Consider the following 24,961-nt stretch of genomic DNA (forward strand, 5'->3'; position numbering starts at 1 on the left):
TTGCGCTTGCGTCAGCAACAATCCCCAATCCGAAATCCCAAATCCAACATCTCATAGGCCAACGTTTATGACCATTTCTGTTTGGAGATATAGCCATTTAGCCTTGGCTGTATCTTCCTTTCTTCTGCTGACTCTGGCCTCGGTAACGGGAATTATTCTGGCGTTTGAACCCGTATCGCAAAAGCTTCAGCCATATCGGGCCGATAATGTTGGTCAACTTACGCTGGCTCAGACGTTACCCGTTCTTAAGAAGGGTTATGAAGAACTTACGGAGTTGAGTGTCGATGCCAATCAGTTTGTCCAGCTCAGGGGAACCGATGCCAACGGAAAGAATCTGACCGCCTACGTTGACCCCCGAACAGGCAGCATTCTGGGCACGCCTACGCCACAAAGCGAGTTTTTCCAGTGGGTCACGGCCCTGCACCGGTCGCTGTTTCTGCACGAGGCAGGCCGGTTTTTTGTTGGCCTCACCGCCTTTCTGCTGTTACTGATCACCGTTTCCGGCACCATGCTGATCATTCAGCGGCAGCGGGGCGTGAAGCGTTTTTTTACCCGTATCGTACGCGACAACTTCGCTCAATATTACCATGTGGTGCTGGGGCGGCTGTCGCTCATCCCGATCATCGTTATTGCCCTGTCAGGTACGTACCTGTCGCTGGCCCGGTTCAATCTGGTAGGCGAAGCAACCATCGTTTCGCCTACCATTGACCTCGACGCCCTTCAGTCGAAGCCGGAACGAAAGCCCGCCGATTTTGCGGTGTTTCAGAATACGCGTCTGGTCGATGTACAGAGCATCGAATTTCCTTTTTCGGACGATGTTGAGGACTATTATACGCTGAAACTTAAAGACCGCGAGCTAACAATCAATCAGCTTACGGGGGAGATCCTGAGCGAGAAGCCGTACCCAACCGCCGTACTACTAACCAGCCTGAGTCTGGATTTGCATACCGGTCGGGGCAGCCTCATCTGGGCGCTTATTCTGGCGGTGGCTTCGGGAAATATTCTTTTCTTCATTTACTCCGGTTTTGCCATTACCTGGAAACGGCTGGCCAACCGCGCCAAAAACAAGTACACGGCCACCGAAAGCCGGTTTATTATCTTGGTCGGTTCCGAGAACGGCAGCACCTTTCGGTTTGCCCAGCTTGTTCATCAGCACTTGCTCAAACAAGGCAAAAAAGCCTACCTGACAGACCTGAACAATTACGGCGTTTTTCCGGAAGCGGAACACCTGCTCGTGCTGACAGCGACCTACGGGCTTGGCGAGGCCCCCACCAACGCCCGGCGTTTCGCCGCGTTGGTTGAAAAATACCCGCAGCCACAGTCTGTCCGCTACTCGGTGGTTGGCTTTGGCTCGCACGCCTATCCCGACTTTTGCCAGTTTGCGTTTGACGTCAATCAGCTGCTGGCCAAACAAGCCTGGGCAGCACCGCTGGTTGATATCCACACCGTCAATGACCGGTCGCCGGAAGAGTTTAGCCTGTGGGCCGACGCCTGGTCGCAGCAAGCTAACCTGCCTATACCTATTTCGGCAGACCTGCTACAGGCACCGAAACGCCGTTTCGACAAGCTGACCGTTACTGGTAATACCCGCACAGCACTACCCGATGGTACCTTTCTGATTCGGATGAGAGGCTCACGTCGGCGGAACGTTGCGTCGGGTGATTGGCTGGCTATTTATCCGGCCAACGATCATCGCGAGCGGCTATACTCGATTGGGGTGCTGGAGAACGAACTTCAGCTTAGTGTTCGGCTGCATCCGGGCGGGCTAGGTTCCGGCTTTTTACATGAGCTGACACCCGGCGAAGCCATTCGCGCGCGGATTGTGAGCAACGCCAGTTTTCACTTTCCGAAAAAAGCGCCTGTCGTTATTATGATCGCCAACGGCACTGGCATTGCTCCATTTCTGGGTATGATTAGCCAGAATAGACAGCAAACGCCCTGCCATTTGTACTGCGGTTTCCGGCAACGTACCTCGTTGGCGATGTACGGGGATTTTCTGGAAGAAAGCCGGGCGGCTAAAAAGCTGACAAACCTCCACATAGCTTATTCGCGGGAAGGTGATAAGCAGTATGTCAGCGATTTGCTCATCCGCGACGCCGATTTCATCACCAACGTATTGATGATGAACGGGGTAGTGATGATCTGCGGCTCGCTAGCCATGCAGAAAGATGTGCTTGATATACTGGATTCCCTTTGCCAGAACAAACTGGGCAACGCTGTTAGCTATTACCAGGCCCACGGCCAACTTCTGATGGATTGTTACTAAACCTGGGTACGTTACCTGCTTCCCAGGAGGCTATTTATGTTTGTACAGGCAAAAATAGCCTGGTATGTTGTAGTCATGCGCATTCCTCACCAGCTTTACAGAGCATTTAACCAAGCTGAACGATGAAACGAATTAATTTACTAATGGTGCTGTGCCTTGTATTGGGCATCAGCCAGATGGCGCAAGCGCAGGCATCTATTGACGAAACGGTGAAGGAATGGGAACGGGCTAAAGCCTATACCAAAGAGTATCTGGATGCGATGCCTGAGTCGGGTTACGCTTTGAAGCCCACACCAGAAATGCGCTCGTTTGCTGAGCAGATGCTGCACCTGACCGACGGCAGCTATGGCTTTGCCTCAGCAGCAACAGGCGAGAAAAAACCAGACAGCGTGAACGAACTGGAGAAGTCAACGACAGATAAGTCGAAAGCCAACATCACTAAACTCGTGCTGGACGGCTACGATTTTGTGATTGCCGGGGTAAAAAAACTGACGCCTGCCCAACTAAACGAGCAAGTGAAGTTATTTGGGCGTTTCGACATGAGCCGGGGCATGGCACTGGCTAAAGCCTTCGAGCACCAGACGCACCACCGTGGCCAAACCACCGTCTACATCCGCCTTGCCGGTGCCAAACCACCGCAGGAGAAGCTGTTTTAGCTGGTGGCTGGTTGATTGGATAACTGGTTGAGTGGGTAATTGGTTAACTGGTTGACTGCAATGAACCAGCCAACCAATCAACCAATTATCCAACCAACCAGTCAACTACTCACCCAAGCCATACAACTGGTTAAAAAGCAATTTGAATGTCCCCTGTGCCTGAGCGCGGAATGTGATTTCGGGGCCAAATGCGTAGAGTTTGCCCGCTCCGATGGGCGCCATAAAGGCCGTTACACCATCGCGGAGATACGCCTGTCCCCAGGCCCAGCCGCTACGGAGCGGTTTGTCGGTTGGGAACCACATCAGCGGCTTAACCGTCCCTTTGGCAATGGCTTCCGGTGCTATTTTGAATACCGGGCTCGAATCGAAATACACATCGGTTTGCGTAGGCATTCCCCAGGTGGCTTGTTGGGTTGAATCGAGGGCCACGCGCAGAATACTGCCGGGAATGAAATATTTCTCATTGCTCAATGGCCGTTCTTGGCCGTTCGGGCCCATCTCGACCAGGGCGTTACGCACTGGCAAGCCGAGATGGTAGGCTAGGTTGGTGCTGGTACCAATGGTAACGACCTGTCCGCCTGCTTCCATAAAGGCTTTGAGCTGCGGTACCGATTTGTCGGCCGTGATTCGCCCCATCGAGGGATGGTATTCGGCAGGAATTTCTTCGGCTTTGGGCTCGCGGAAGCCGCCCGTTTCGCCTTCGCCCCGCGCTGGTGCATTACCATTACCCACGGCCGGAATAGCGCGGGTGACGAAAACGATCACGTCGTATTTACTTTTCAGATTACCCGCGTCGATGTCTTTCGCGTAAACGAGCTGCATGGGGTAATGATATTGCTCCATCAGCCAACGTACCCAGCCCGAGGGCATCGAGCCGCCGTAGGTATCCCACAGGCCAATGCGCATGGGCGTCACTTTTTTCATGGTCGTTGGCCGCTTCGCTATACTCGTCACTGTCATACCCGACGCGTCGAGGATCGATTTGGCTTTGGCCGACGCAGGTACGTAGAACGATCCGGGCGCTACAGCAGCAGAACTAGTCGGCATCCGGTATACCTCAACACCTGCTTTGATCAGATCATTGACCGCCAGAAACGCGTTGTTGACCTGGCTGTTCAGCACATATCCGGCACCCGATCCGCTGATTTTGGCAGTGGGCGCTTGCAATTCGCCGTAGGGCAGTTTCTTGAATGGGCCGTCGAACCCGGTGAGCAGGCGGTCAAATTGCACGTTCATTTGGTAAGCTAGTGTCCAGCCAGCGGCATCGTAGGGGCGAACGGGCGGGCCACCGGGATACTGGAAATCGTTGGGGTGATCCTGCGGTTCGAACATATCCAGAACGTGAGGGCGGAATGCCTGATCGAGTTTCACAACATACGAACCCGCTGGGTAGGTCTTGCCCGCTACACTGAAATCTGCCGTAGCCTGCAGTACCTGAATACCCGTTTTGATGAGCGCGTTCACGAATTTCACCGCTGTAGGCCAGTCGGTCTGGCTCGATGGAATGATATAGCCACGCGGGTCGCGCAGGGTGGTATCCCGAAGCACAGCGGTAAAATATTTCATCGGAACCCCTTCGCCACGCGGGGCCGATCCGGCATCTGTTACGGCCGTGGTGCTACCGAGGGCCGTGGCGCTTGCCGGGACGGTGGCTGTTCTGCTGGCAGCACTAGTAACCGTAGCGTTGGCAGGCGCTGCCACGCCGGGAGCCGTCTTTTTCAAGTCGGCCTGATACAGCTCATTGATGGTCTCTACCCGTTTGGGTGAAAGCGTCCAGTAGTTTTCGCTACCCCGATCAATTGAGTTTTTACCCATTTTGTAAATATTGTACAGCAACTGATCGCGCTGCCGGGCTGCATAATCCAGTACGGCGTAGTTGAGCGACACCGAGTAATCGATCGACTGCCGGAACCGCCACCGCTGCGGCGTTACCGGGTTTGGCGTGTTGCCGTTCGGAATCAGCCTCGACGGAATCAGGGGTACGTTCTCGGGTGTTGGGCCGCCGATGATCTCCGTCAGCAGGCCAATCATGTTGTGGAAGTGCGTTGTGGTCCGCAGACCGCCATTATACCAGGTCGAGAAAACCGAGCCGCCCAACCGGGTAAAACCGGGTTTATTTTCGGCATTCAGACGATTATACATAGCAGCTCCCAGGGCGTCGATCCCCGTTATCATCAACGGATCAAACACGTAATTGAACGGATCACGGTAGGGCGGGCCAGCCAGCACCGACCCGGCCGGGCCGCGCTGGTGGTGGTTGTACATGATCTGCGGAATCCAGTCGACGAACAGCTGACGCCCGATATTCTGCGATTCTTTCAGGTTCATGATGTAGAAGTCGCGGTTGTTATCGTGACCGGCGTATTTCTCATACAGGCGCGGCAGGTTATCCAGCGACCGTTTTTCGGGAGCCGGATTCCGCATGTACCAGTTTGAGACGATCTCTTGCCCGTCAGGGTTGGCGTGGGTCAGCAGAATGACCACGTTATCGAGAATGCGCATCGTTTCGGGGTCGGTGCGGCTCACAAGCTGGTAGGCCGTTTCAATCAGCTGGTGCGTACCTACGGTTTCGGTCGCGTGCAGCCCGCCATCGATCCAGACAACGGCCTTACCTTCTTCAGCCATGGCCCGCGCTTGCTGTTCGGTTAACCCCTCGGCCCGCGCCATTTTAGTTGAAATTTCCTGGTAGCGGGCTAGTTTTTTGTGGTTTTCGGGCGAGGTGACGATCATCATAAACTGATCGCGGCCTTCCTCCGTTTTGCCAATGCTGGTCAGCTTGGTACGGGGCGAAGCGGCCAGTTTCTTGAAATACGCTTCGGTTTGGGTGTAGGTGGCGAGCTGATAGTCGTCTCCAATGTTGAAGCCGAAGTGATCTTTCGGCGTCGGTACGGTTTGCGCCTGCGCTGATACACACAGGAACAGCGCTGTACTTAAAAGAAGTAAAGTTGTACGGAACATAGAATGAGCTAGAGCCTGCGGGGCTGTTGATGGATCAACCGTCAAGTACGCCATTTTCTACGGCTTCCAGGCCCAAACATGGTATAAAATTTGGCCTTACTAATGATATACCACGCCTGCTCACGGCGTCTGGCTGGGTACGTTCGGCCAGAGTGCTTTTGCATGTGCTGCTTCGCGCTCGGGCTTTTAGGCGCCAAACAGCACACGCAAATGAAATTCTATCGCTGGCAAGCAACACCACTCACAACCTGCGTTTCTTCAGTTTCAAACTCGGAGAAGACGTAATGTTGCCCTTGTCGGTAATCAAAATGTACTGATACTCGGGGTATTGCCGGATCAGTTTCAGCCCGGCCTCTTTACCCAGAACCATGATGGATGTGCTGAACCCATTAGCCTTTTCTGTACTGGGGCCGAATACGGTAACGCTGCTCAGCCCGGTGGCCGGATAGCCCGTGCGGGGGTTGATGATGTGCGCGTACCGCTTGCCGTTGAAAACCACAAATTTCTCATAACTGCCAGACGTCACTACGGCAGGCTGGCGAAGCGGCACGATGGCAAAAATCGTGTCGTTGTGCAGCGGATTCGTGATGCCGATTGTCCAGTCGCTACCATCGGGCTGCTTGCCCCAGGCACTCATATCGCCCGACCCGTTGACAATGCCGGCGTTGATGCCCTTAGCCAGCATCATGGCGCGGCAGCGATCGGCGGCGTAGCCTTCGCCCAATGCTCCGAAGCCAATCTTCATCCCCTTGCGTTTCAGGAAAATAGTCGACTGGTTTGGGTCGAGCTCGATGTGTTGATACCCCACTTTCTCCACCGATTTCCGGATCGCTTCAGGCTTAGGCATTTCCGTCATCGACCCGTCGAATTTCCAGATACGGTCCATCGCGGCAAAGCTGATATCGAACGCGCCGTTGGTGAGCCTGGAGAGCTGCAGCGCCCGTTCAGTCAGCGTGAACACTTCCGGATCGACGCGAACAGGAGCGATACCGGCGTTTTTGTTGACCTGCGAAATCTGCGTATCGGGGCGCCAGTCTGAAATTAAATTCTCGATCCGGCTCACTTCGGCAATTACCAGATCAATGTTTTGTTCAGCCTGCGCTGAGTCATTGGCTACAAGGGTGATGTCGAATCGGCTACCCATCAGCTTCACCGTTCTGTGGCGCAGTGCCTGAGCATTACCACAAGATGCTGTCAGTGCCAACACGAAAACCAAGACCTGTTTCATTCCGCAAAAATAAGCTTGAACAGGCTAAGGGATTGGCATTTTGGTGCGCATACGTAGTAAAAGAGAAACCATCTTACGTTATAGAGTAGGCTTCCTCAACGTTGACGTCGAGTTATACGAATTTCTGCGGTCTGCACTGGCCTACTCATCGCAGAAGACATCTTGCTGGCTTTTTGGCAGTACCAAGACTTAAAAAGTAGTACAATGAAAAAATCAATCTTCCTGTTTTTCTTTTTCGTTACACAGGCTTCTCATTTTTCGATAGCGCAGCTGGTTCAATCTGTTGCTGCGCCAACAGCCACCTATACAAACCCATTGCCTGTGCAATTCGGCGACCCCTACATTCTACATACTAAGGGTATGTACTACATGTATGGCACGGGTGGCGGTGCCGACAAGGGCTTTTCGGCCTATTCATCCAGCGATCTGGTCACCTGGAAGTCGGAAGGGCAGGTTTATTTTCACGACAACAAAAATGGCTGGAGCGACCCAAAAGCGAATTGGGGCGGTGCGTACTGGGCGCCTGAAGTGTATGAAATGAAGGGTAAATACTATTTGTTCTACAGCGCACAATGGAAGGTGAACCCTACGAAGGAGGCCGAGAATTTCCGGATTGGCGTAGCGGTGGCCGATAAGCCCACCGGTCCTTTTATAGACCTCACCAACAAGCCCATCTTCGACCCGGGTTACCCCATCATCGATGCGAATGTGTTTACCGACACCAACGGCAAATCGTATCTGTACTATTCCCGTTGCTGCTACAAACACCCGGTCAAGAGCGATGTGGCTGATTTGGCGAAGGAAAAAGGCTGGTTCAACGAGATTGAAGAAAGTTGGGTATACGGTGTCGAACTTAAGCCCGACTTTTCCGGCGTAGTTGGTGAACCCGTTTTGTTGCTGAGACCACCCGTCAGCCTCAGCGACAAGCAGGCCGAATGGGAAAGCCGGTCGGTCACCGCCCGCGAAGTAAACCGCCGCTGGACAGAAGGGTCAGTTATGTTCAAGAAAGACGATACGTATTACATTATGTATTCGGCGAATCATTTCGGTGGGCAGTTCTACGCCATCGGCTATGCCACCGCCAAATCGCCATTGGGCCCCTTCAAGAAAGCGGCTAATAACCCTGTGTTGCAGCGCAATACCGACAAGGGCGGCTCCGTAACGGGAACGGGGCATAACAGTATCACCTATTCGCCCGATGGTAAAGAAATGTTCTGCGTGTATCATGGCAGAACTGCCAAAACCGGCGACGAACGAGTCGTTTTTATCGACCGCATGCAAGCCAAAAACGGACAAATCACGATTTCGGGACCAACAACAACGCCGCAAAAACGCCCTTCGAGTACAACAACGGCAGCGACGAACAATAGGTAGCCTATTGGCAGTTGACCAGTGCCTATACTTTACGGTCCGCCCGTGTGGTTCTGTTCCGAATAAAACGCATATTGCCTGCTGACCGCTCTGCTGTATGCCCTTTCTACAGGACCCACTGGCCATTCTGGCCGTATTGATGCTTAACATTATCATCTCCGAACAGCTCGCGAAACTGCCCTACTTCAAGGCGCTGGGTACATCGCTGATCGTGATCATCATCACCGCCATCACAGCTAATCTGGGGTTGATTCCAGCCTCAACGGATCCGCCACCACTCTATGATGGCATTTTTACGTACCTGGCACCAATCTCTATTTTCTACCTGCTGCTGGCCGTCAACCTGAAAGGACTTCGGCGGGCGGGTGCACCAATGGTCATTAATTTCCTGATTGGTGCGGCAGGTACGATGGTTGGTGTTATTGTGGCGATGAAGGTAGTAGGCGGGCCCAAGGGCCTCGGGCCACTGTTCTACGCCGTAGGCGGTATGTTTGCGGGCACGCATACCGGCGGAAGCAGTAACCTCAATGCCATCGCGTTGCACTACGGCGTCAACAAAGCGGGGAACGTGTATGCGGCCACCATTGCCACCGACAACATCGTTACGGCCCTCTGGATGGGAGTCCCCCTCCTATTGCCGCCGCTGCTGAACCGCTATTTCCCTCGCCGACTGGCCACCACAATGAGCGCCGACGAAACGCTTCGTTACGAACAGGAAGCCAACGACCAGATCAGCGACGTCGAGACGATCAATCCGCAGGATTTAGCCATTCTGATTGGCCTGGGTGTGCTTGCGTTGTATGCCGCTCAACTCGTGGCTGGGTACGTTCCGGCTATTCCTAAGATTCTGGTCTTGACGACCCTTGCCCTTATTCTGGCGCAACTCCCACAAGTGCAACAGTTACGTGGCGTACGCGTTGTCGGCATTTTCTGCATCTACCTGTTTCTAGCCGTTATCGGTGCTTTCTGCGACCTGGCTGTATTGGCTAAAGACGGTCAACTGGCGCTGACCATGCTCCTGTTCGTGAGCATCTCCGTGCCGATTCATGCACTTTTCCAGTTCGGCATTGGCGGCTTGCTGAAGCAGGATTGGGACGTGCTGGGTATTGCATCGCAAGCAAATATTGGTGGTTCGGCGTCGTGTCTGGCCCTCAGCAAAAGCCTGAATCGCCCCGATCTGCACTTACCCGGCATTCTGGCCGGGGCCCTGGGCAACGCCATCGGCACCTACTGCGGTCTGCTCGTCGCTGAATACTTACGAACAGCGACGTTCGGCTAGGCATTCGCCTTAAGTCTGATTATGCTTTGCGCGAACAGTGTACATGCCTGTAACAGTGTACATGCCTGTATAAACTGGCTGGAAGTCCGCCTTTTGCCCGGACATATATCAGAAGCCTTATCAACTCAGCAGCAGCAGTGATGGGAAGCACCGGCCTATACGTACACAAGCCATTGATTGTCAATGCATAGACTGCATAAAACGAGCCAGTCCTGCTGGTAGCCTGGTCCTTGCCCTAGTTATTTAAGGCACGATTATAGCCGACATTTACCGTTTAATAAATAACCATTTTTACCGCCTAGTAAACATATACTTATTCTTACTGATCCGTTTCGCGATGGCAGTACCTTCGATTAATTAATTAATATATGATTATGTGTATATGTTATTTGCCAGATAACAGATACGCCTCTCCATGACGGCCCAATCTCCCGCTATCGATCCAGATCATAGTATAGAAAGTACGTACGAATTGTGTCCGCTTGTTTTCAATAATTAACAGATCAACATATGTTAAACTTTACTTTATCCCCCAATATCCATCTCTTTCCGGCCAGCCGGTGGTTGGGTGTACGAAACGCCTGGGTGGCGAGCCTCCTCTTGCTCGCTATGGTCATACTGCCTTTTTCGTCAGCGAAAGCGCAGATTTCCACTTTTACGACGGCTCAGATCGAGACAGGTACGGGCTGCGACTGGCCCTTCAGTTCGCTGGCCGTTAATCCCGTCGACGGAAAGGTATATGGATTCTGGCGCAAAGGGTCTGGGCTGGAGGCCATCTACAAACTGATCCGGTTTGATGGCACTGGCTGGACAACCGTCAGCACGTTCGCCCCAACGGGCAACAGCGGCTCGCCAATCAACATCCCCAACTTTGATAATGCCACGGATGACGTCGATATCGCCATTGATGCGCTGGGCAGGTTTCACGTCACCTTCAGAGGCTCACGGGGCGGGGGGTTTGACAGCGTTCGGGGCGTTTGGTACGGCTTGAGCACGAACGGCACCAGCTGGTCCTTTACCGAGGTCCAGACCTTCTCTGATCCCAGTGGCTTCAAAGGCACCAATGATCCGGTTATTGAGGTGGATGCCAATAATCGACCACACGTTGCTTTCATTACATCTGACGTAAACAGCCCCCGGACGTACGGCATCCGGTATTATCGTTACACGGGCACGGAATGGGTTGGCGAAACGGCTTTGAGCATAAATGGTGGCGTGCCAGCCAATGAAGTCAACAATTTCGACATGGCCATTGATGGCGCAGGAAAAGCACACCTGGCCATTCAGCGGGAGACAAACAATATGGGCCGAAATGGAGGCCTGGTCTATATGACCAACAGTTCAGGTAGCTGGTCACCACTCACCGTGGTTGCCGAGGGCGCTCAGGACCAGACACAGGGCAATACGCTGGGTATCGATACTGATGCCAACAACAAAGTATACATCGTTTACTCCAACTATCTCGACCAGATTTATATTTCCGACAATACCTCGGGTAGTTTCTCGGCACCCCAGCAGGTTAACAGTAACCTATCGGGCGATCTTATCGACGGCTCGTTTCATATAAACAGTAATGGCAGTAAATCCTTTGGCTATTATTCCAGAGATTTACGGGTAGGCTTTGCTTATCAGCCCGGCGGTACCGGTACCTGGGCAACGGCGCTGGCCTACACCGCTCCGGCTGAAGCCAGAGCCGGCAATTTTCCATCTGCTATTTTATCCAACAGCGGCCGGGTCATTATCCTGTTCGATAATCTGACCACGGGCAACAATGCTTGCAGCGCTCAAAATACACGTAAGCTGTGGTATGCTACCGCCACGGTACAAGCGCCGACAACGCCAGCGCCCAGCTTCACACAAGCCCCTGCATCAACGGCCGTTTGTACGGGCAATACGGCCACCTTCACTGTTACAACTACGGGCGCTACCAATATTCAATGGCAGCAGGATGACAACGCAGGATTTAGCTCACCAACTACGATCGCTAGCGGGAACATCTCCCCCGGGTCAGCGTCGGGTGTCACCAGTACGCTGAGTATTGCCGCGAATGCCTCGGTAAATGGGCAATATTTCCGGGCGGTGGCCACCAACAGTACGGGTTCAACCAATTCAAGCGGGGCTTTATTGACGGTGAATGCCCTTCCAACGCCTTCTATTACCGGCCTGGCCAGCGCTTACTGTAAAAATGCGGCGGCCGTCACGCTGACGGGCTCCCCTTCGGGTGGCACCTTCACCGTAGATGGGACAACAGCGACCAGTTTTAATCCAGCCGCGCTCGCGACGGGTTCGCACGCTGTCGTTTACCGCTATACGAATGGCAGTGGCTGCACCAACACGGCTAGTCAGAACGTAACCGTAAATCCACTGCCAACGGTATCAATCACGGGACTGGCCAGCGCTTACTGTAAGGATGCGGCGGCTGTCACCCTGACGGGCTCACCAACAGGTGGCAGTTTCACCGTTGATGGCACATCGGCCACCAGTTTCAATCCGGCCACGCTTGCCACAGGTTCACACGGCGTAGCCTATACCTTCACGAACGGCAACGGATGCACTAACACGGCCACCCAAAATGTAACGATCAACGACCTTCCCACGGTCTCGATCACCGGTTTAGCCAGCGCTTACTGCAAAAGTGCATCAGCCGTGACGCTGGCGGGTTCGCCTACAGGCGGTAGCTTTACGATTGATGGAAACTCGGCAACCAGTTTCAATCCGTCTACGCTTGCCACAGGCAGCCACACGGTAGTTTACCGATACACCAACAGCAATGGATGCACCAATACGGCTACCCAGTCCGTAACGGTGAACCCTCTGCCGGTGGTAGCCATTACGGGTCTGGCCAGCGCTTACTGCAAAGATGCGGCGGCCGTTACGCTAACGGCTACACCTGCGGGCGGCAGCTTCTACATCGATGCAGCCACGTTGGCGACGCAGTTTAACCCGGCTGCGCTCGCCGATGGCTCTCATACGGTATACTACACCTATACGGATGGGAACGGCTGCACAAACAGTACCATACAGAACGTGATTGTCAATCCGCTTCCGGTGGTATCGATCACCAACTTAGCCAGTGCCTATTGCAAAGACGCTTCGGCCGTCACGCTGACAGGGTCGCCCGTCGGCGGTAGATTCACCATCGATGGTAACCCGGCCACGAGCTTCAACCCGGCCAACCTGACAGCGGGTGCTCATTCGGTACTGTACAGCTACACGAATAACAATGGTTGCACCAATACCACTACCCAATCGGTAGCAGTTAACGCCTTGCCAGTGGTGTCAATCACAGGCCTGGCCAGTGCCTACTGCCGGGATGCCGCCACCGTTACCCTAACGGGCACACCGGCGGGCGGTAGCTTCACCGTGGATGGCACGTCGGCTACCCAGTTTGCGCCGGGAACCATCGCCCTCGGATCGCATACGGTACGCTATGTGTACACGGATGGGAACGGCTGTACCAACGCCACTACGCAGAACGTAACGGTCAACCCGCTGCCGTTCCTGTCGATCACGGGGCTGGCCACTGCCTATTGTCAGGATGCGGGCACCGTTACGCTGACAGCTACACCAACAGGGGGCAGCTTCGCCATCGATGGCACCCCGGCGACTCAGTTCAACCCCGCTATATTGGCGGTGGGCAACCGCACTGTCGATTATCGTTATACCGATGCCAACGGCTGCTCAAACACGGCCACCCAGATCGTTCGGGTGAAAGCCACGCCGCCTACGCCTACCCTATTGACGCAGAGCGGAGGGGCTTATCCGGCCAGCCAGTCAGCCGTGACGGTGGATGTTAATTCGGGTAACGTTAACCTGGTGGTAGGCGGCTGTGCGGGCACTATCAGCTGGAGCGGCCCCAACAACAGTTCGGGAGCGGGTAGTACTATTATGGTGGCCACCAACCAGCCAGGTACGTTCACTTATCGGGCCAGCTGCCAGGTAGATGGCTGCACCAGCCCACTGGCTACGGCTGTGGTGACCGTGGGTGGTCGCCTGACGGTGTTGCACCGCGATGTAGATAACTACGCCGACAACAATGCCATTCAGCCGCTTATTGTGTTGCAAAACCAAGGGTTAGGTGCCCTACCCCTCTCGGGCTTGACGGTCCGTTACTACCTAACGGTGGAAGGCGCTTCGGCGTTGAGCAATCTATCGGTCAATTACGCGCAGATAGGCAACCAGAATGTACGGCTGCGTTATGTGCCGCTCTCACCGGTACAGCAAGGAGCAGCGGGTTACGTCGAGTATAGCTTTACGTCAGGAGCCGGCAGCCTGGCCCCGGGGGCAAGCTCAGGCGCTATCCAGACTTACTTTGCCAAAGGCGATTATTCGGGCCTCAACGAGCGGGACGATTATTCATACGCCACGGTACGCGACCAGTTGGTGAGCAACCTGCGAATCACGGCCTACTACAACGGCGTACTGATCGCCGGCATAGAACCAGGTACCACGACCCAGATTCGGGCGCTACGGGCCTTGACGGAAAGCAAGAATGGCCCTTCGGCCACGCAGATCAGCACGTATCTGGACGTGCGCAATGAAGGCAACGTACCTGTGAATTACAGCGATATCAAAGCGCGCTACTACTTCACTTCAGACGGCAATGAGCGGCTACAGGTGGAGGTAGACGAGGGAAATGTGCAAACGCAATTGGTGGCGCTCAACCCAGCCGTAGGTGGGGCTAATTATTACCTCGAAATTCGCTACAACCAGGGTGGTCAACTGGCTCCAGGAGCCAGCACAGGCCGGGTGCGTTACCGCATCAGCAAACCCGATGGTGGCCGTTTCGATCAGACCAACGATTACTCGTATCAGGAGCAACCCGCCGAGTCGAGCTCGAATAGCAAGGTGGTGGTTTACGCCGGAGCTGATCGGCTGTGGGGCCGGGAGCCGGGAGCTGCGTTCCGTATGGCGGTAGCCGAGCCCAATACGGGGCTACAGGTAACGGTATTGGGTAACCCAGTGCGGGATGATGCCGTGTTGGTGCAAATTACAGGTGCCGGGGCTCAACCGCTACAGTTACAACTGATCAGCGCGCAGGGTAAACTGGTAGATCAGAAGCAGGTGCTCAGCCCACAACCTACCGAGCAGCAACAGCTCTCGCTTCAGGGTCAGGGTGCCGGTATCTTCCTCTTGCAGGTAAGCACACCCACTGAGCGTCAGACCATTAAGGTGCTGAAAGCTGAGTAAGTCTGGTTATTGACTTGTTTCAGGGCTTAAACAGTTGACCCCCGCTAATGTTGTTAGCGGGGGTCAACTGTTTAAGCCTGTGCAGGCAGGCTACTCGTCTGGATCAAGAATAAACTGACTTATAGCTCTTTACGTGATTTCACGGCCACTTTTCAGTAATTATACGCTACTATCGATTGAGCGGAAGATGGACATTTGTTTTGGCCAATAATGGCGTAAACACACCACTTATCGATCTACTCAGCCATGAAACCTGTACTGATCTGCCTGTTTTTACTGTTTGCCCTGAGCTGCAAAAGAACGGATGCTTCGTTGAAAACGGTGAATGATGTCGTGTTAACAGCTAAGGCCTTGAATGTGCCCATCACAACATATGATGCGGGCGCTTACCCGATCCAGTCTGTTCTGGTAGGAAACGCCATTTATTTCGGCAACTGGTCGAACACGGCAAAGACTCAATTTTTTGTTCGGTATGACCTTATATCTAATGCGTTTTCATCGGCGTTGGCTAAATCGTCAAACGTATGCGGATGTGGATATAGCAGCCATCTGGTCAGCGATGGGACTAATGTCTTTTACATAGCCAACGATGCCACGAAGTTCACCGCCTCATCAAATACCTGGTCTACCCTAACTTATCCAACCACCGCGAAAGACAATGCTGGCGAAGCTGGCGTGGTCTACTACAATGGTAATTTATACTTCGTAGGTGGTCGCACACCCAGCACGCTGTTTAAATATTATTCCATCGGTCAGGATAAATGGTTTACGGTGCCCAATTATCTGTATGCCACAACAAGCAGCGAAATGGCTGTTTATAAAGACCGAATTTATGTGCTGGGAGGCCAGGGGGCTAAGCAGAAAATGGCTTACTTTTCAACATCTGCCAATACCTGGACGATTGTAAAAGACATTCCCTTTGAGGTATCCAGCAATTATGGCAATGTTTTCTCGGCAGTTCTGGGCGATTACCTCTATCTGTTACAGGGACAGTCTGTGTATGTATACGATATCGCCAACGATGTCTGGGCGGTAAACCCCATTACATTTACCGATCTACCCGCCTATGGTAATCTTTTTTCCAACGGGCAAAAGCTGTACGTAAGTGGCAAGAACACGGCGAACATCCCCGTCGTGACTGAATTGGTTATATCGACCAAATAAAAAAGCCTGCAAACCGATGATTTGCAGGCTAGTGCCGAAGGCGAGACTCGAACTCGCATGTCCGTAAAGACACACGCCCCTGAAACGTGCGTGTCTACCAATTTCACCACTTCGGCAGGTACGCTTTCCCTTGTTGGGACTGCAAAGATAAGGGGCGATACACACGTTTTGCAAACGTTTATTGAAAAAAAGCGTGGGTCATTCAGCTTGTCGCGATTTTTTGTACAGCAGGGAGATGGTGTAGCAGGCGGCCACTGCGTGTCCGAGAGCGGGCAGGCACGACCGATTCGGCGAGGGCTCGCCCCTACACATCCTGACCCCGGCAGTGAATTTTCATCTGGATAGTTGATATGTAGGGGCGATCCCTCGCCGAATCGGTCGTGCCTGCCCGCCATGCGTCAGCAATACGCTCGCGTAAGCAAATCTGTCTAAATCCAACTCTTCTACCTACGATTGAAATCCACCTCAATCCGCGTATCCCTTTCGGTCTACAGCTCCACCTTCTCGTACATGTCGGGGATGGCAACGTTGGGGAAACCGGCGGCCAGTAGTTTTTCGCGCCAGACTTGCTGCGCGTCGTAGTCGCCGTGAACGAGGAACAGCGTTTTGACGGCGGCGGGGTTCTGGCAGCTTAAAAACTGGAGCATCTCCACCGAATCGCCGTGGGCCGAGAGCGAATCCATGATCTCGATCGTAGCGTTGACGTCGTAACGCTCACCGAAGATGTTTACCTGTTTGTCGCCGCGCTTCAGTATGCCGCCCAGGCTGTTGGGCGAGGCGTAGCCCACAAACAGGATCGTGGTGCTGGGGTCTTCGATGTTGTTCTTGATATGGTGTTTGATTCGTCCCGCCTCAGCCATGCCCGACGGCGCGATGATGATGCAGGGTCCCGGTCGACCATTGATGGCTTTCGACTGCTCCACATCGGAGATATAGTGCAGGTTCGGGAAGTCGAAGGCGTCGCCGTCTTTTTTGATGTAGGCCAGAATCTCGGGGTTGAAATCCTCTTCGTGGTGACGCATCACGGTAGTAGCGCTGACCGACATGGGCGAGTCGATATAAACGGGCAGGGTGGGTAGTTTGCCTTCGCTGGCCAGCTGGTCGAGGGCGTAGATCAGTTCCTGGGTACGGTCAACGGCGAAGGCGGGGATAAGGAGTTTACCTTTCTTCTGTACGCAGGTTTCTTCTACGATGCGCAGCAAATGCGCTTTCATGTCAGGCTCATTTTCGTGCACTTTATCGCCGTAGGTCGACTCGCAGAGGATATAATCGGCTTGGGGGAAGGTCTCGAACGTGCGCAGTATCTTATCGTCGGGACGGCCGATATCGCCGCTAAAAAACAGCTTTTTATCGACCTTCTTCCCATCGGCACCCGTTTCGCTCAGGGTCAGGCTAATGGCCGCGCTGCCCAGCAGGTGGCCGGTGTCGGTGTAGAGGAAACTGGCATTGGGGTTCAGGTACGTCCGTTTACCGTATTCAACAGCCTTCATCTGGCTCAGCGCCTGCTTCACGTCGTCTTCTTCATAGAGTACCTCCAACTCCGGTTCGTTCCGGTTGCGGCGGCGCTTGTTCACCCGCTCCAGGTCTTTCACCTGAATGCGCGCGCTGTCCATGAGCATGATCTGACACAGATCGAGCGTAGATGGGGTGCAAAGAATCGGCCCTGTGAACCCCTGACGAACCAGGCGAGGCACCAGTCCCGTATGATCGATATGCGCGTGCGACAGGATAAGCACGTCGACGTCGGCGGGGTTGAAGCGGAAATCCTGGTTCAGTTCGTCGGTGTTGATGCCCTGGAACAGGCCGCAGTCGAGCAGGATACGAAAGCCATCGGCGGTGGTAATAAGGTGTTTACTGCCCGTCACGGTGCGGGCGGCACCCATAAACTGAATGGTCATTGAAAAAGGGTTTAGGAACTTGGGGTAGTACTGTAATAACTGGCTGGTGAGGTTGATGTTTTTGGGCTGGCCTCGGCTTATCCCTAAATCCCCTGAAGGGGACTCTGCGCTGCTTATTAACGAATGGTGAGCCAGCGAAGCAAAGTCCCCTTCAGGGGATTTAGGGGTAAACCCAAAACATCAATACTGCGACAGTGTGGCTTTCAGGGAGGAAACCATAGCTTCGGCGAGGCTGGCGGGAGCGAGTACGCGCAGGTGTTCACCGTACGAGCGCAGGTGCATGAGCAGGTCGCGGTTGGGGGCAAGTCTGAGTTTCACCACACATTCGGTATCGGTATCGGAAATGACTTCCTGCGTCTGGTGGATTGGTTTTGCTTTTACGTAGCGGCCAAACAACGGGCTGAACGATAGTCGGATCTCTTCGACCGGACCGCTGCTGTCGGTAATGCCGTAGATGTGCTCGAAGAGCTCGCTGACGTTGGTCAGGATTTCTTCAGGTACGTAGCAGGGCTCGTCGAGGATAGACAGGTCGCTCATACGGTCGAGGGCGAAGGTGCGTTCTTTCCGGGTACGTTCATCATAGCCAATTACGTACCAACTGTCCCACACTTCACGGAGCAGAATGGGGTGCAGGGTGCGCAACACGGGGACCACGCCGGGCTCTGCGGCTTCATGTTTGGTGTATCGAAACATGATCTGCCGGTTCTGGTTCACCGCCCGAATCAGTACGGGTACGTACTGCCGGTTACCGCCCAGAATTTTCTCTTCCACATACACCACACGCCGACCAATACCTTCGGGGCCATCACCGGGTTTCACTTCGCGGATGATGTCGAGGCTTTGCCGCACTTTCTGCAACGCGCTGGTCAGCTCATCGGCTACCGATGCACCCTGCGTGGCGGCCAGCACCTCGCGGGCGTAGTCGAGCGCCTCCATATCATCGGGCGTGAGCATCAGCTTCAATAGCCTGAACTGCGGGTTGGTATAGTAATAGCCATTGGCGCGCTTGTCGTAGGCGATAGGCGCGTCATGGTCTTCGCGCAGGCGCTGAATGTCTTTTTCCAACGACGAGATCGACCGGATACCGCAGGTTTCCTGACACAGTTCGAACAGGCGTTCCTTGGAGTACTGACGTGGATACCGGCTAATGACCTCGTCGATCAGGCGGTAACGTTGAAAAGCAGAGCGGGTGATGGGCATAGGGGGATGTTGGGGTTTACCCTCACCCCCAGCCCCTCTCCCACGCTGGGAGAGGGGAGCCGCTTTGGCGTAGCTAGCCGACGAATGGGCCGAGCACCCCCCTCTCCTTGTGAAGGAGAGGGGCCGGGGGTGAGGTGAGTGGGGTAAAGCTCCCGAAAAAAAATTTCAGAAAAAAAGATCAACGTAAAAAGGTTACGTCTTGCTAGTTAAATATTTGTAACGGACATACAGAAACGATAATCATGAACCTTACGCAACGTCCGAGACCGAACGCAACTTACCCCGCCGCACTGGCCGATTCGCCAGTAGCCGCACCCAGACTGAGAGCCAGCCTGTCGGCCCGCCAGCTGTTTGATGTTGAACTGGGGCTCGTGCTCCTGAGCCAGCTCATGCCCACAGCCTCGCCCGACCACCTGCCTGCCCTGCTCAACGACGACACGCTGGCACATAATGGCGGCTGGACAGCCAAACAGCGCCGCTGCCTGAACCGCGGCCGCGACCTGCTCCGGCCTTTTCAACAAAGCACACTCTGGAACGATCTGCTTGACCGATACAGCCGCCTGACTGACCAGATGCAGGCCTTCGACATCAGTAACGACCGCAGCCACTTCAACCAGAAGTCGGTTGGTTTTTTCCGCAACCGCGTCTTTACCCTTCGCCAGCTGCTGGCCTAGGTCCCTTGCTCGAACAACAACAAAGAAGATGAACATGACTGCTTTCACCCTAGCTTCCAACCCACTGCCTTCGCTGCCCATTCCGGGTACGCGTTTCAGCTGGCAGGAACCCCTGGCTACGCGCCTGAAGCATCAGTACAACCTGGCGGGCCAATCGGCTAATCGCCTTCTGAATATTGAATTAGGTCTTTTTCTACTCACGGAACTCCTACCCGACGCACCACCCGAAGCCCTGCCCGATCTGTTGTCGGGTAACGGCCTGATCTACCTGCGTCGGCCTGTATGGTCGCCGAAGCAGCACCGTCTGCTGAGCCGTGGCCGCACGTTGCTGGCTCCGTATCAGGATCGGGCTACGTGGTTCCAGGCGCTGGTCAAGTATGCGTCGTTACCCGCCCAGGCCCGTATGTATAGCCTGAGCCAGTACGGCAGCATCTCGGAAAGTGAGAACGCCCAAACAGGCAGCTACACCCAACGCGAACGCCTGACCCTGTTCTGGCGGGCAATGATCTAGAAAAGACCCCACCCCTAGCCCCTACCCTTGGTTAAGGGGAGGGGCTAGGGGTGGGGTAAAACCCCTTCTTTATGCTCTCCCAATTCATCCAACATATCACCGGCGCGGCGAATCCGGCGGCGGCACTTAAAACGGTTACGGCCCCTGTACTAACGACAACGTCGACATCCGCACCCGCGCCCTTATCAACGACTGATTCGACGGCACCAGCGTTACGCACGGTAAAGCTGATCATGGTAACGGCGGCCAACAACAACAAGTATTACGAAATGCACGAAACCGCCTCAGGTACGTTCACCGTCAGCTATGGCCGCGTGGGTGGTTCAGTCAGTACGGCAACGTACCCAATGGATCAGTGGGACAAGAAGTTTCGCGAGAAAGTGGCGAAAGGCTATGTTGACCAGACGCATCTATACGCCGATAAACCCGCTATGACCAGCACCGATTCCATCGAGAACGATCAGGTACGTGCCCTGATGGCCAAACTGATGGAATACGCCAACCAGTCGATCTTTCAGAATTACGTGGTATCGGCGCAACAGGTGACCAAACAGCAGGTCGACGCGGCGCAGCAATTGCTAAACGAACTGGCCACGCTGATCGACGCGAGACTTGACGTGAGCCGGTATAATGATAAGCTGCTCAGTCTGTTCAAAACAATTCCACGAAAAATGGGGAAGGTAAGTCAACACCTTGTCCCACAAAGTCCACAAGCACCGGGTGATCTGCAAACCCTCCGCGACCGACTCGCCGCCGAGCAAGACACCCTCGATGTGATGCGGAGTCAGGTTGAGTTGAACCAGCCAAAGTCCGATGCCAACAGCCCCGAGCAAGCCCCACCTTCACTGCTCAACTCACTGGGTCTGACTATGGAACCCGTTACTGATGATCGCGTACTGACCCTGATCAAGCGGATGATGGGCGACGATGCCGCCAAGTTCGATGCAGCGTTTGCTGTGCAACAGGCTCGTACACAGGCTGCTTTCGTGAAACACATGTCGACGGCTAAAACGCCGAAGACGCAATTGCTCTGGCATGGGAGTCGCTCTGAAAACTGGCTCTCTATTTTGAAAAGTGGGTTAGTGCTTCGCCCGACCAACGCAATCATTACCGGAAAAATGTTTGGCTACGGCATCTACTTCGCCGATCAATTCAGCAAATCGCTCAACTACACCTCGCTGAGCGGCTCATTCTGGGCGGGTGGACAGCAGCGCGAAGCGTATTTAGCTATCTATGAAGTACATGTTGGCAAGCAGTTTGTAGTACGCCAACATGAGGGCTGGCATTGTACCCTGACGGGCGATGTGCTGGCAAAACGCAACCCAAGTCTCGACTCGGTCTATGCTCAACGTGGCAAAAGCCTGTTAAAGAACGAATTCATTGTCTATAATCAGGATCAGAGTACAATCCGGTATCTGGTCCGCGTGAAACTGTAACAACCTAAACAGCTGAGAATCATGAAACTGAAAACACTGAACCGGCAGTCTGTACGCATGGCAGCCACGCTATTAATGCTGGCGGAAGGAAGCACGACGACCCTAAACGTCAAGTTATATCTCCGCGACCGGGGTTTCCGGGCGGGTCAATCTGAAGTATCGTCGTGGCTGTTTCGCATCGCCACCCGCGAACGCTGGACCATTAATGATAACGGCACGTTTCGTGTGTATTATTTTCCAAACTTCATGGGTTTGCCTCTGTCGGGTGGTAGCACCATCGACCGCGTTGCATCACACCGCAGCAGCGGACCTGCACTTAGCTAAAATAGAGCCACTAAAAAGCTTCGCGCTACGTGCCCTTCGACCGCAGCGCGAAGCTTTTTTAGTGGCTCTATTCTATGAGAAATCCCTGCTCTGTCTTCTCCTCTGTATTTAACTCTCTATTATGCCGCCCATCTCGTCTTTCAGCTCTACGCCGGAGAGTTTGCGGGTTTTCATCTCGGTGAGCAGATATAGTAGCTTTTGTGTCGCAAACTCGTAGGGCATACCTTCGGGGCGGATGTTTGACACACAGTTGCGCGATTCATCCGTCAGGCCGGGGCGGGGGGCGTAGGTGAGATAAGCCCCCATACTGTCGGGAGACGTCAGGCCGGGGCGTTCGCCAATGAGCATCAGGGTAACGCTGGCTTTCAGGGCGTGGGCTACCTCATCGGCAATGGCCACGCGGCCCTGCTGCACCAGACAGATCGGCGCCAGTGACCAGCCCTGCGCCACTAATTCCGGCACCAATTGGGTTAATAGCGGTATCACGTGCGTGTTGATCGCTGTGGCAGATAACCCATCGGCAATAACAATAGAAAGATCAGCGGGGCGTGTGCTTAGGGTTTTTAGCCGAAGCCACGAATCGGCCTCCAGTCGTCGGCCCTGATCGGGGCGTTGCAGGTACGTTTTGCGATCCATTGCCTGACTCTGCAGCAATACGGGCCGGGGCTGAATGCGATCTATATCAGCCAGAAGCCGTCCCGTTTCCAGTGTCGAATACACTGCATCGCGCGCACGGGCATGATCGAGCTGGAAATCGAGCAGGGCGCGCGTTGGCAGGCTATGCCCGGTACGCCCGCGTGCGATTCGGGCAGCGGTATAGGTTTGCAGAAAATCCCACGGGTCGGTTTGCATTATATACTACGTGTTATGGCTTACGCTTACTGATCTCTTTAACCAGCCAGTAGTCATAGCCAGGCCCATCCATTGGTGGATTTTCTATCTGTTTACGAATTACCAGTACCTCATACTCGTGGCCTTCTTGATATACAAACCCTTGAATGTAACCGTAGAAGTATTGCCAGTTGGGTGAGTCATTTTCCTGAACCTGCAGGCATTTCCGGGGAAAGGGCCCGTTGCAGTCTTTCGTCGAGCTGGCGATTTTCAGCGTAATAAACTCTGGATTGACTGGCTCCTTTCCACATGAAAAAACGGTTATCAGAAGAAGCCATAAAGTAGACAAGCCTATAGCGCGTTTCATAAACGAGTAGGTCAGGAAGTTGATAACAGTTTGACGACCTGATGACCCAATTGAACTGGTTGTAGTTGTAGCCGTTCGTTCATAATTCCCATTTTCTGTAACCACAACTCGAACTCTGGCGCAGGCCGCAGTTGAAGCACTTGCCGAACGTACTGCGCATCGTGAAAACTGGTGCTTTGGTAGTGTAGCATCACGTCGTCGGCACCGGGCAGGCCCATTACGAAGGTGACGCCCGCCGCACCGAGCAACGTCAGGAGCGTATCCATATCATCCTGATCGGCTTCGGCGTGGTTGGTGTAGCATACATCGACACCCATGGGCAAGCCAAGCAGTTTTCCGCAGAAGTGATCTTCCAGGCCCGCCCTGATGATCTGCTTGCCATCGTAGAGATATTCGGGACCGATGAACCCAACCACCGAATTGACCAGCAGCGGATCGAACGCCCGCGCTACGGCGTAGGCCCGAACCTCGCAGGTTTGCTGATCGACACCGTGATGGGCATTGGCCGATAGGGCACTCCCCTGCCCCGTTTCAAAATACATCACGTTTTGTCCCACGGTACCCCGCCCCAACGCCAAGGTGGCTTCGTAGCCTTCGCGTAAAAGGGCTAGATCGACGCCGAATGACCGGTTCACGGCTTCGGTACCGCCGATACTCTGAAACGCCAGATCGACCGGTGCGCCTTGCTCAATGGCGCGAATGGTAGTGGTCAGGTGGCTCAGTACGCAGGTTTGGGTAGGAATGGCCAGCCGCTCACGTACCTGATCGAGCATACGAAGCAGGTTGATCGTGGCAGGTACGTTGTCGGTAGCCGGGTTCACGCCAATTACTGCGTCGCCCGACCCGTAGCAGAGACCGTCGATGAGGCTGGCCGTGATGCCACGCAGATCGTCGGTTGGGTGGTTGGGCTGAAGGCGCGTGTGAAAATGACCGGGACCACCCAGCGTATTTCGAAACCGGGTAACGACATGGCAGTTTCGGGCCACACTGATCATGTCCTGATTGCGCATCAGTTTCGATACGGCAGCGACCATTTCGGGGGTTAAGCCCCAATGCAGGCTCGTCAAGTGAGCTGGTTCGGCCGCCAGCAGATGATCGCGCAGATCGCCAACGGTGAGGTGACGGATCGGCGCAAAAGCGGCGGTATCGTGCGTATCGATGATCAGGCGGGTCACTTCATCCTGTTCGTAGGGAATGACGTCTTCGTTGAGGAACGTACCCAGCGGCAAGTCGGCCAGGGCCATTTGCGCCGCCACCCGCTCTTCGGCCGACGACGCCACCAGGCCAGCCAGTTCATCGCCCGCCCGCCGGGGCGACGCGCGCGCCAGCAGCGTTTTCAGATCAGCGAAAGTGTAGGTACGTTGCCCAACGGTGTGGCGATACATGCAGTTTAGTTGCGAGTAGTTTTGATACTGATTTTTCAGTCGAACGACCAATTGAACGCCTGTAATTTAAACCAATCACTTCAATTAGGCAGGTGCTTTTCCCTCAGCCACGATATAACCGCCAGCTTTACTTACGTAGCCCCGGTACGGCAAAGTGACCATTCTTAACTAGTCATTACATTATTCGAGTAATTTCTATAAAAAATCACAGCACTATGCCTCG

At 54.2% G+C, this 24,961-nt stretch carries 17 protein-coding genes and 1 tRNA gene; 10 read left to right on the forward strand and 8 right to left on the reverse strand.

Annotated elements, in window-relative coordinates; genetic code table 11:
* The first annotated feature begins 67 nt into the window (after positions 1-67).
* Both J2I46_RS16195 and J2I46_RS16200 read left to right on the forward strand, forming a co-directional pair.
* Positions 68-2,266, forward strand: a complete 2,199-nt coding sequence (locus J2I46_RS16195; RefSeq protein WP_207330076.1) for a PepSY domain-containing protein — start codon at positions 68-70, stop codon at positions 2,264-2,266.
* A 122-nt stretch (positions 2,267-2,388) separates the two neighbouring features.
* The gene (locus tag J2I46_RS16200; RefSeq protein WP_207330077.1) at positions 2,389-2,922 is read left to right on the forward strand and encodes a DinB family protein; all 534 of its coding nucleotides are present in this window, start codon (positions 2,389-2,391) and stop codon (positions 2,920-2,922) included.
* Between the two features lie 105 nt (positions 2,923-3,027).
* Here J2I46_RS16200 and J2I46_RS16205 read toward each other — a convergent pair whose 3' ends face one another.
* Both J2I46_RS16205 and J2I46_RS16210 read right to left on the reverse strand, forming a co-directional pair.
* The gene (locus J2I46_RS16205; RefSeq protein ID WP_207330078.1) at positions 3,028-5,880 is read right to left on the reverse strand and encodes a M14 family metallopeptidase; all 2,853 of its coding nucleotides are present in this window, start codon (positions 5,878-5,880) and stop codon (positions 3,028-3,030) included.
* A 241-nt stretch (positions 5,881-6,121) separates the two neighbouring features.
* A complete protein-coding gene (locus J2I46_RS16210; protein ID WP_229379790.1) occupies positions 6,122-7,108 on the reverse strand; it encodes an FAD:protein FMN transferase in 987 nt (328 codons plus the stop codon).
* A gap of 204 nt (positions 7,109-7,312) precedes the next feature.
* Here J2I46_RS16210 and J2I46_RS16215 point away from each other — a divergent pair, with 204 nt between their 5' ends.
* The 4 genes from J2I46_RS16215 to J2I46_RS16230 all read left to right on the forward strand — a co-directional run bounded on the left by J2I46_RS16215 (position 7,313) and on the right by J2I46_RS16230 (position 16,112).
* Entirely contained in the window at positions 7,313-8,482 is a 1,170-nt protein-coding gene (locus tag J2I46_RS16215) for a glycoside hydrolase family 43 protein (protein WP_207330079.1), read from the forward strand.
* 94 nt (positions 8,483-8,576) lie between these two features.
* Entirely contained in the window at positions 8,577-9,758 is a 1,182-nt protein-coding gene (locus J2I46_RS16220) for a DUF819 family protein (protein WP_207330080.1), read from the forward strand.
* Positions 9,759-10,268: 510 nt separating this feature from the next.
* A complete protein-coding gene (locus J2I46_RS16225) occupies positions 10,269-14,948 on the forward strand; it encodes a cellulose binding domain-containing protein (protein WP_207330081.1) in 4,680 nt (1,559 codons plus the stop codon).
* Between the two features lie 246 nt (positions 14,949-15,194).
* Positions 15,195-16,112, forward strand: coding sequence for a Kelch repeat-containing protein (locus tag J2I46_RS16230; RefSeq protein WP_207330082.1), 918 nt, complete (start codon positions 15,195-15,197; stop codon positions 16,110-16,112).
* Between the two features lie 32 nt (positions 16,113-16,144).
* Here the strand turns inward: J2I46_RS16230 and J2I46_RS16235 are convergent.
* The 3 genes from J2I46_RS16235 to J2I46_RS16245 all read right to left on the reverse strand — a co-directional run bounded on the left by J2I46_RS16235 (position 16,145) and on the right by J2I46_RS16245 (position 19,210).
* Positions 16,145-16,228 (reverse strand) — tRNA-Leu (locus J2I46_RS16235).
* 372 nt (positions 16,229-16,600) lie between these two features.
* The gene (locus J2I46_RS16240) at positions 16,601-18,010 is read right to left on the reverse strand and encodes an MBL fold metallo-hydrolase (protein ID WP_207330083.1); all 1,410 of its coding nucleotides are present in this window, start codon (positions 18,008-18,010) and stop codon (positions 16,601-16,603) included.
* A 180-nt stretch (positions 18,011-18,190) separates the two neighbouring features.
* Positions 18,191-19,210: a helix-turn-helix transcriptional regulator gene (locus J2I46_RS16245; protein WP_207330084.1), complete on the reverse strand. Its 1,020-nt coding sequence runs from the start codon at positions 19,208-19,210 to the stop codon at positions 18,191-18,193.
* 242 nt (positions 19,211-19,452) lie between these two features.
* Between J2I46_RS16245 and J2I46_RS16250 the strand changes: the two genes are divergently transcribed.
* The 4 genes from J2I46_RS16250 to J2I46_RS16265 all read left to right on the forward strand — a co-directional run bounded on the left by J2I46_RS16250 (position 19,453) and on the right by J2I46_RS16265 (position 22,155).
* Positions 19,453-19,884: a pPIWI_RE_Z domain-containing protein gene (locus J2I46_RS16250; protein ID WP_207330085.1), complete on the forward strand. Its 432-nt coding sequence runs from the start codon at positions 19,453-19,455 to the stop codon at positions 19,882-19,884.
* A 28-nt stretch (positions 19,885-19,912) separates the two neighbouring features.
* Complete coding sequence (locus J2I46_RS16255; protein ID WP_229379791.1) at positions 19,913-20,395, forward strand: pPIWI_RE_Z domain-containing protein; 483 nt, start codon at positions 19,913-19,915, stop codon at positions 20,393-20,395.
* Positions 20,396-20,466: 71 nt separating this feature from the next.
* Positions 20,467-21,831 (forward strand): WGR domain-containing protein, encoded by a 1,365-nt coding sequence (locus J2I46_RS16260; protein ID WP_207330086.1) that lies wholly within the window; start codon positions 20,467-20,469, stop codon positions 21,829-21,831.
* 21 nt (positions 21,832-21,852) lie between these two features.
* A complete protein-coding gene (locus tag J2I46_RS16265) occupies positions 21,853-22,155 on the forward strand; it encodes a hypothetical protein (protein WP_229379792.1) in 303 nt (100 codons plus the stop codon).
* A 108-nt stretch (positions 22,156-22,263) separates the two neighbouring features.
* Here the strand turns inward: J2I46_RS16265 and eutC are convergent, their stop codons facing one another.
* The 3 genes from eutC to J2I46_RS16280 are packed head-to-tail and all read right to left on the reverse strand — an operon-like array spanning position 22,264 to position 24,738.
* Complete coding sequence (gene eutC / locus J2I46_RS16270; protein ID WP_207330087.1) at positions 22,264-23,007, reverse strand: ethanolamine ammonia-lyase subunit EutC; 744 nt, start codon at positions 23,005-23,007, stop codon at positions 22,264-22,266.
* 13 nt (positions 23,008-23,020) lie between these two features.
* A complete protein-coding gene (locus tag J2I46_RS16275; RefSeq protein WP_207330088.1) occupies positions 23,021-23,353 on the reverse strand; it encodes a DUF4377 domain-containing protein in 333 nt (110 codons plus the stop codon).
* An 11-nt stretch (positions 23,354-23,364) separates the two neighbouring features.
* Positions 23,365-24,738, reverse strand: coding sequence for an ethanolamine ammonia-lyase subunit EutB (locus tag J2I46_RS16280; RefSeq protein ID WP_207330089.1), 1,374 nt, complete (start codon positions 24,736-24,738; stop codon positions 23,365-23,367).
* Positions 24,739-24,961 lie beyond the last annotated feature (223 nt).

The organism is Fibrella forsythiae, assembly GCF_017353175.1.
GTDB lineage: Bacteria > Bacteroidota > Bacteroidia > Cytophagales > Spirosomataceae > Fibrella > Fibrella forsythiae.

Excerpts from the sequence above, each read along its gene's own strand:
- J2I46_RS16240 (WP_207330083.1), bottom strand. The coding sequence starts at position 18,010 with ATGACCATTCAGTTTATGGGTGCCGCCCGCACCGTGACGGGCAGTAAA.
- J2I46_RS16215 (WP_207330079.1), top strand. The coding sequence starts at position 7,313 with ATGAAAAAATCAATCTTCCTGTTTTTCTTTTTCGTTACACAGGCTTCT.
- J2I46_RS16205 (WP_207330078.1), bottom strand. The coding sequence starts at position 5,880 with ATGTTCCGTACAACTTTACTTCTTTTAAGTACAGCGCTGTTCCTGTGT.
- J2I46_RS16245 (WP_207330084.1), bottom strand. The coding sequence starts at position 19,210 with ATGCCCATCACCCGCTCTGCTTTTCAACGTTACCGCCTGATCGACGAG.
- J2I46_RS16210 (WP_229379790.1), bottom strand. The coding sequence starts at position 7,108 with ATGAAACAGGTCTTGGTTTTCGTGTTGGCACTGACAGCATCTTGTGGT.
- J2I46_RS16260 (WP_207330086.1), top strand. The coding sequence starts at position 20,467 with ATGCTCTCCCAATTCATCCAACATATCACCGGCGCGGCGAATCCGGCG.
- J2I46_RS16200 (WP_207330077.1), top strand. The coding sequence starts at position 2,389 with ATGAAACGAATTAATTTACTAATGGTGCTGTGCCTTGTATTGGGCATC.
- J2I46_RS16255 (WP_229379791.1), top strand. The coding sequence starts at position 19,913 with ATGAACATGACTGCTTTCACCCTAGCTTCCAACCCACTGCCTTCGCTG.
- J2I46_RS16275 (WP_207330088.1), bottom strand. The coding sequence starts at position 23,353 with ATGAAACGCGCTATAGGCTTGTCTACTTTATGGCTTCTTCTGATAACC.
- J2I46_RS16265 (WP_229379792.1), top strand. The coding sequence starts at position 21,853 with ATGAAACTGAAAACACTGAACCGGCAGTCTGTACGCATGGCAGCCACG.
- J2I46_RS16220 (WP_207330080.1), top strand. The coding sequence starts at position 8,577 with ATGCCCTTTCTACAGGACCCACTGGCCATTCTGGCCGTATTGATGCTT.
- J2I46_RS16280 (WP_207330089.1), bottom strand. The coding sequence starts at position 24,738 with ATGTATCGCCACACCGTTGGGCAACGTACCTACACTTTCGCTGATCTG.
- J2I46_RS16250 (WP_207330085.1), top strand. The coding sequence starts at position 19,453 with ATGAACCTTACGCAACGTCCGAGACCGAACGCAACTTACCCCGCCGCA.
- J2I46_RS16195 (WP_207330076.1), top strand. The coding sequence starts at position 68 with ATGACCATTTCTGTTTGGAGATATAGCCATTTAGCCTTGGCTGTATCT.
- J2I46_RS16225 (WP_207330081.1), top strand. The coding sequence starts at position 10,269 with ATGTTAAACTTTACTTTATCCCCCAATATCCATCTCTTTCCGGCCAGC.
- J2I46_RS16230 (WP_207330082.1), top strand. The coding sequence starts at position 15,195 with ATGAAACCTGTACTGATCTGCCTGTTTTTACTGTTTGCCCTGAGCTGC.
- eutC (WP_207330087.1), bottom strand. The coding sequence starts at position 23,007 with ATGCAAACCGACCCGTGGGATTTTCTGCAAACCTATACCGCTGCCCGA.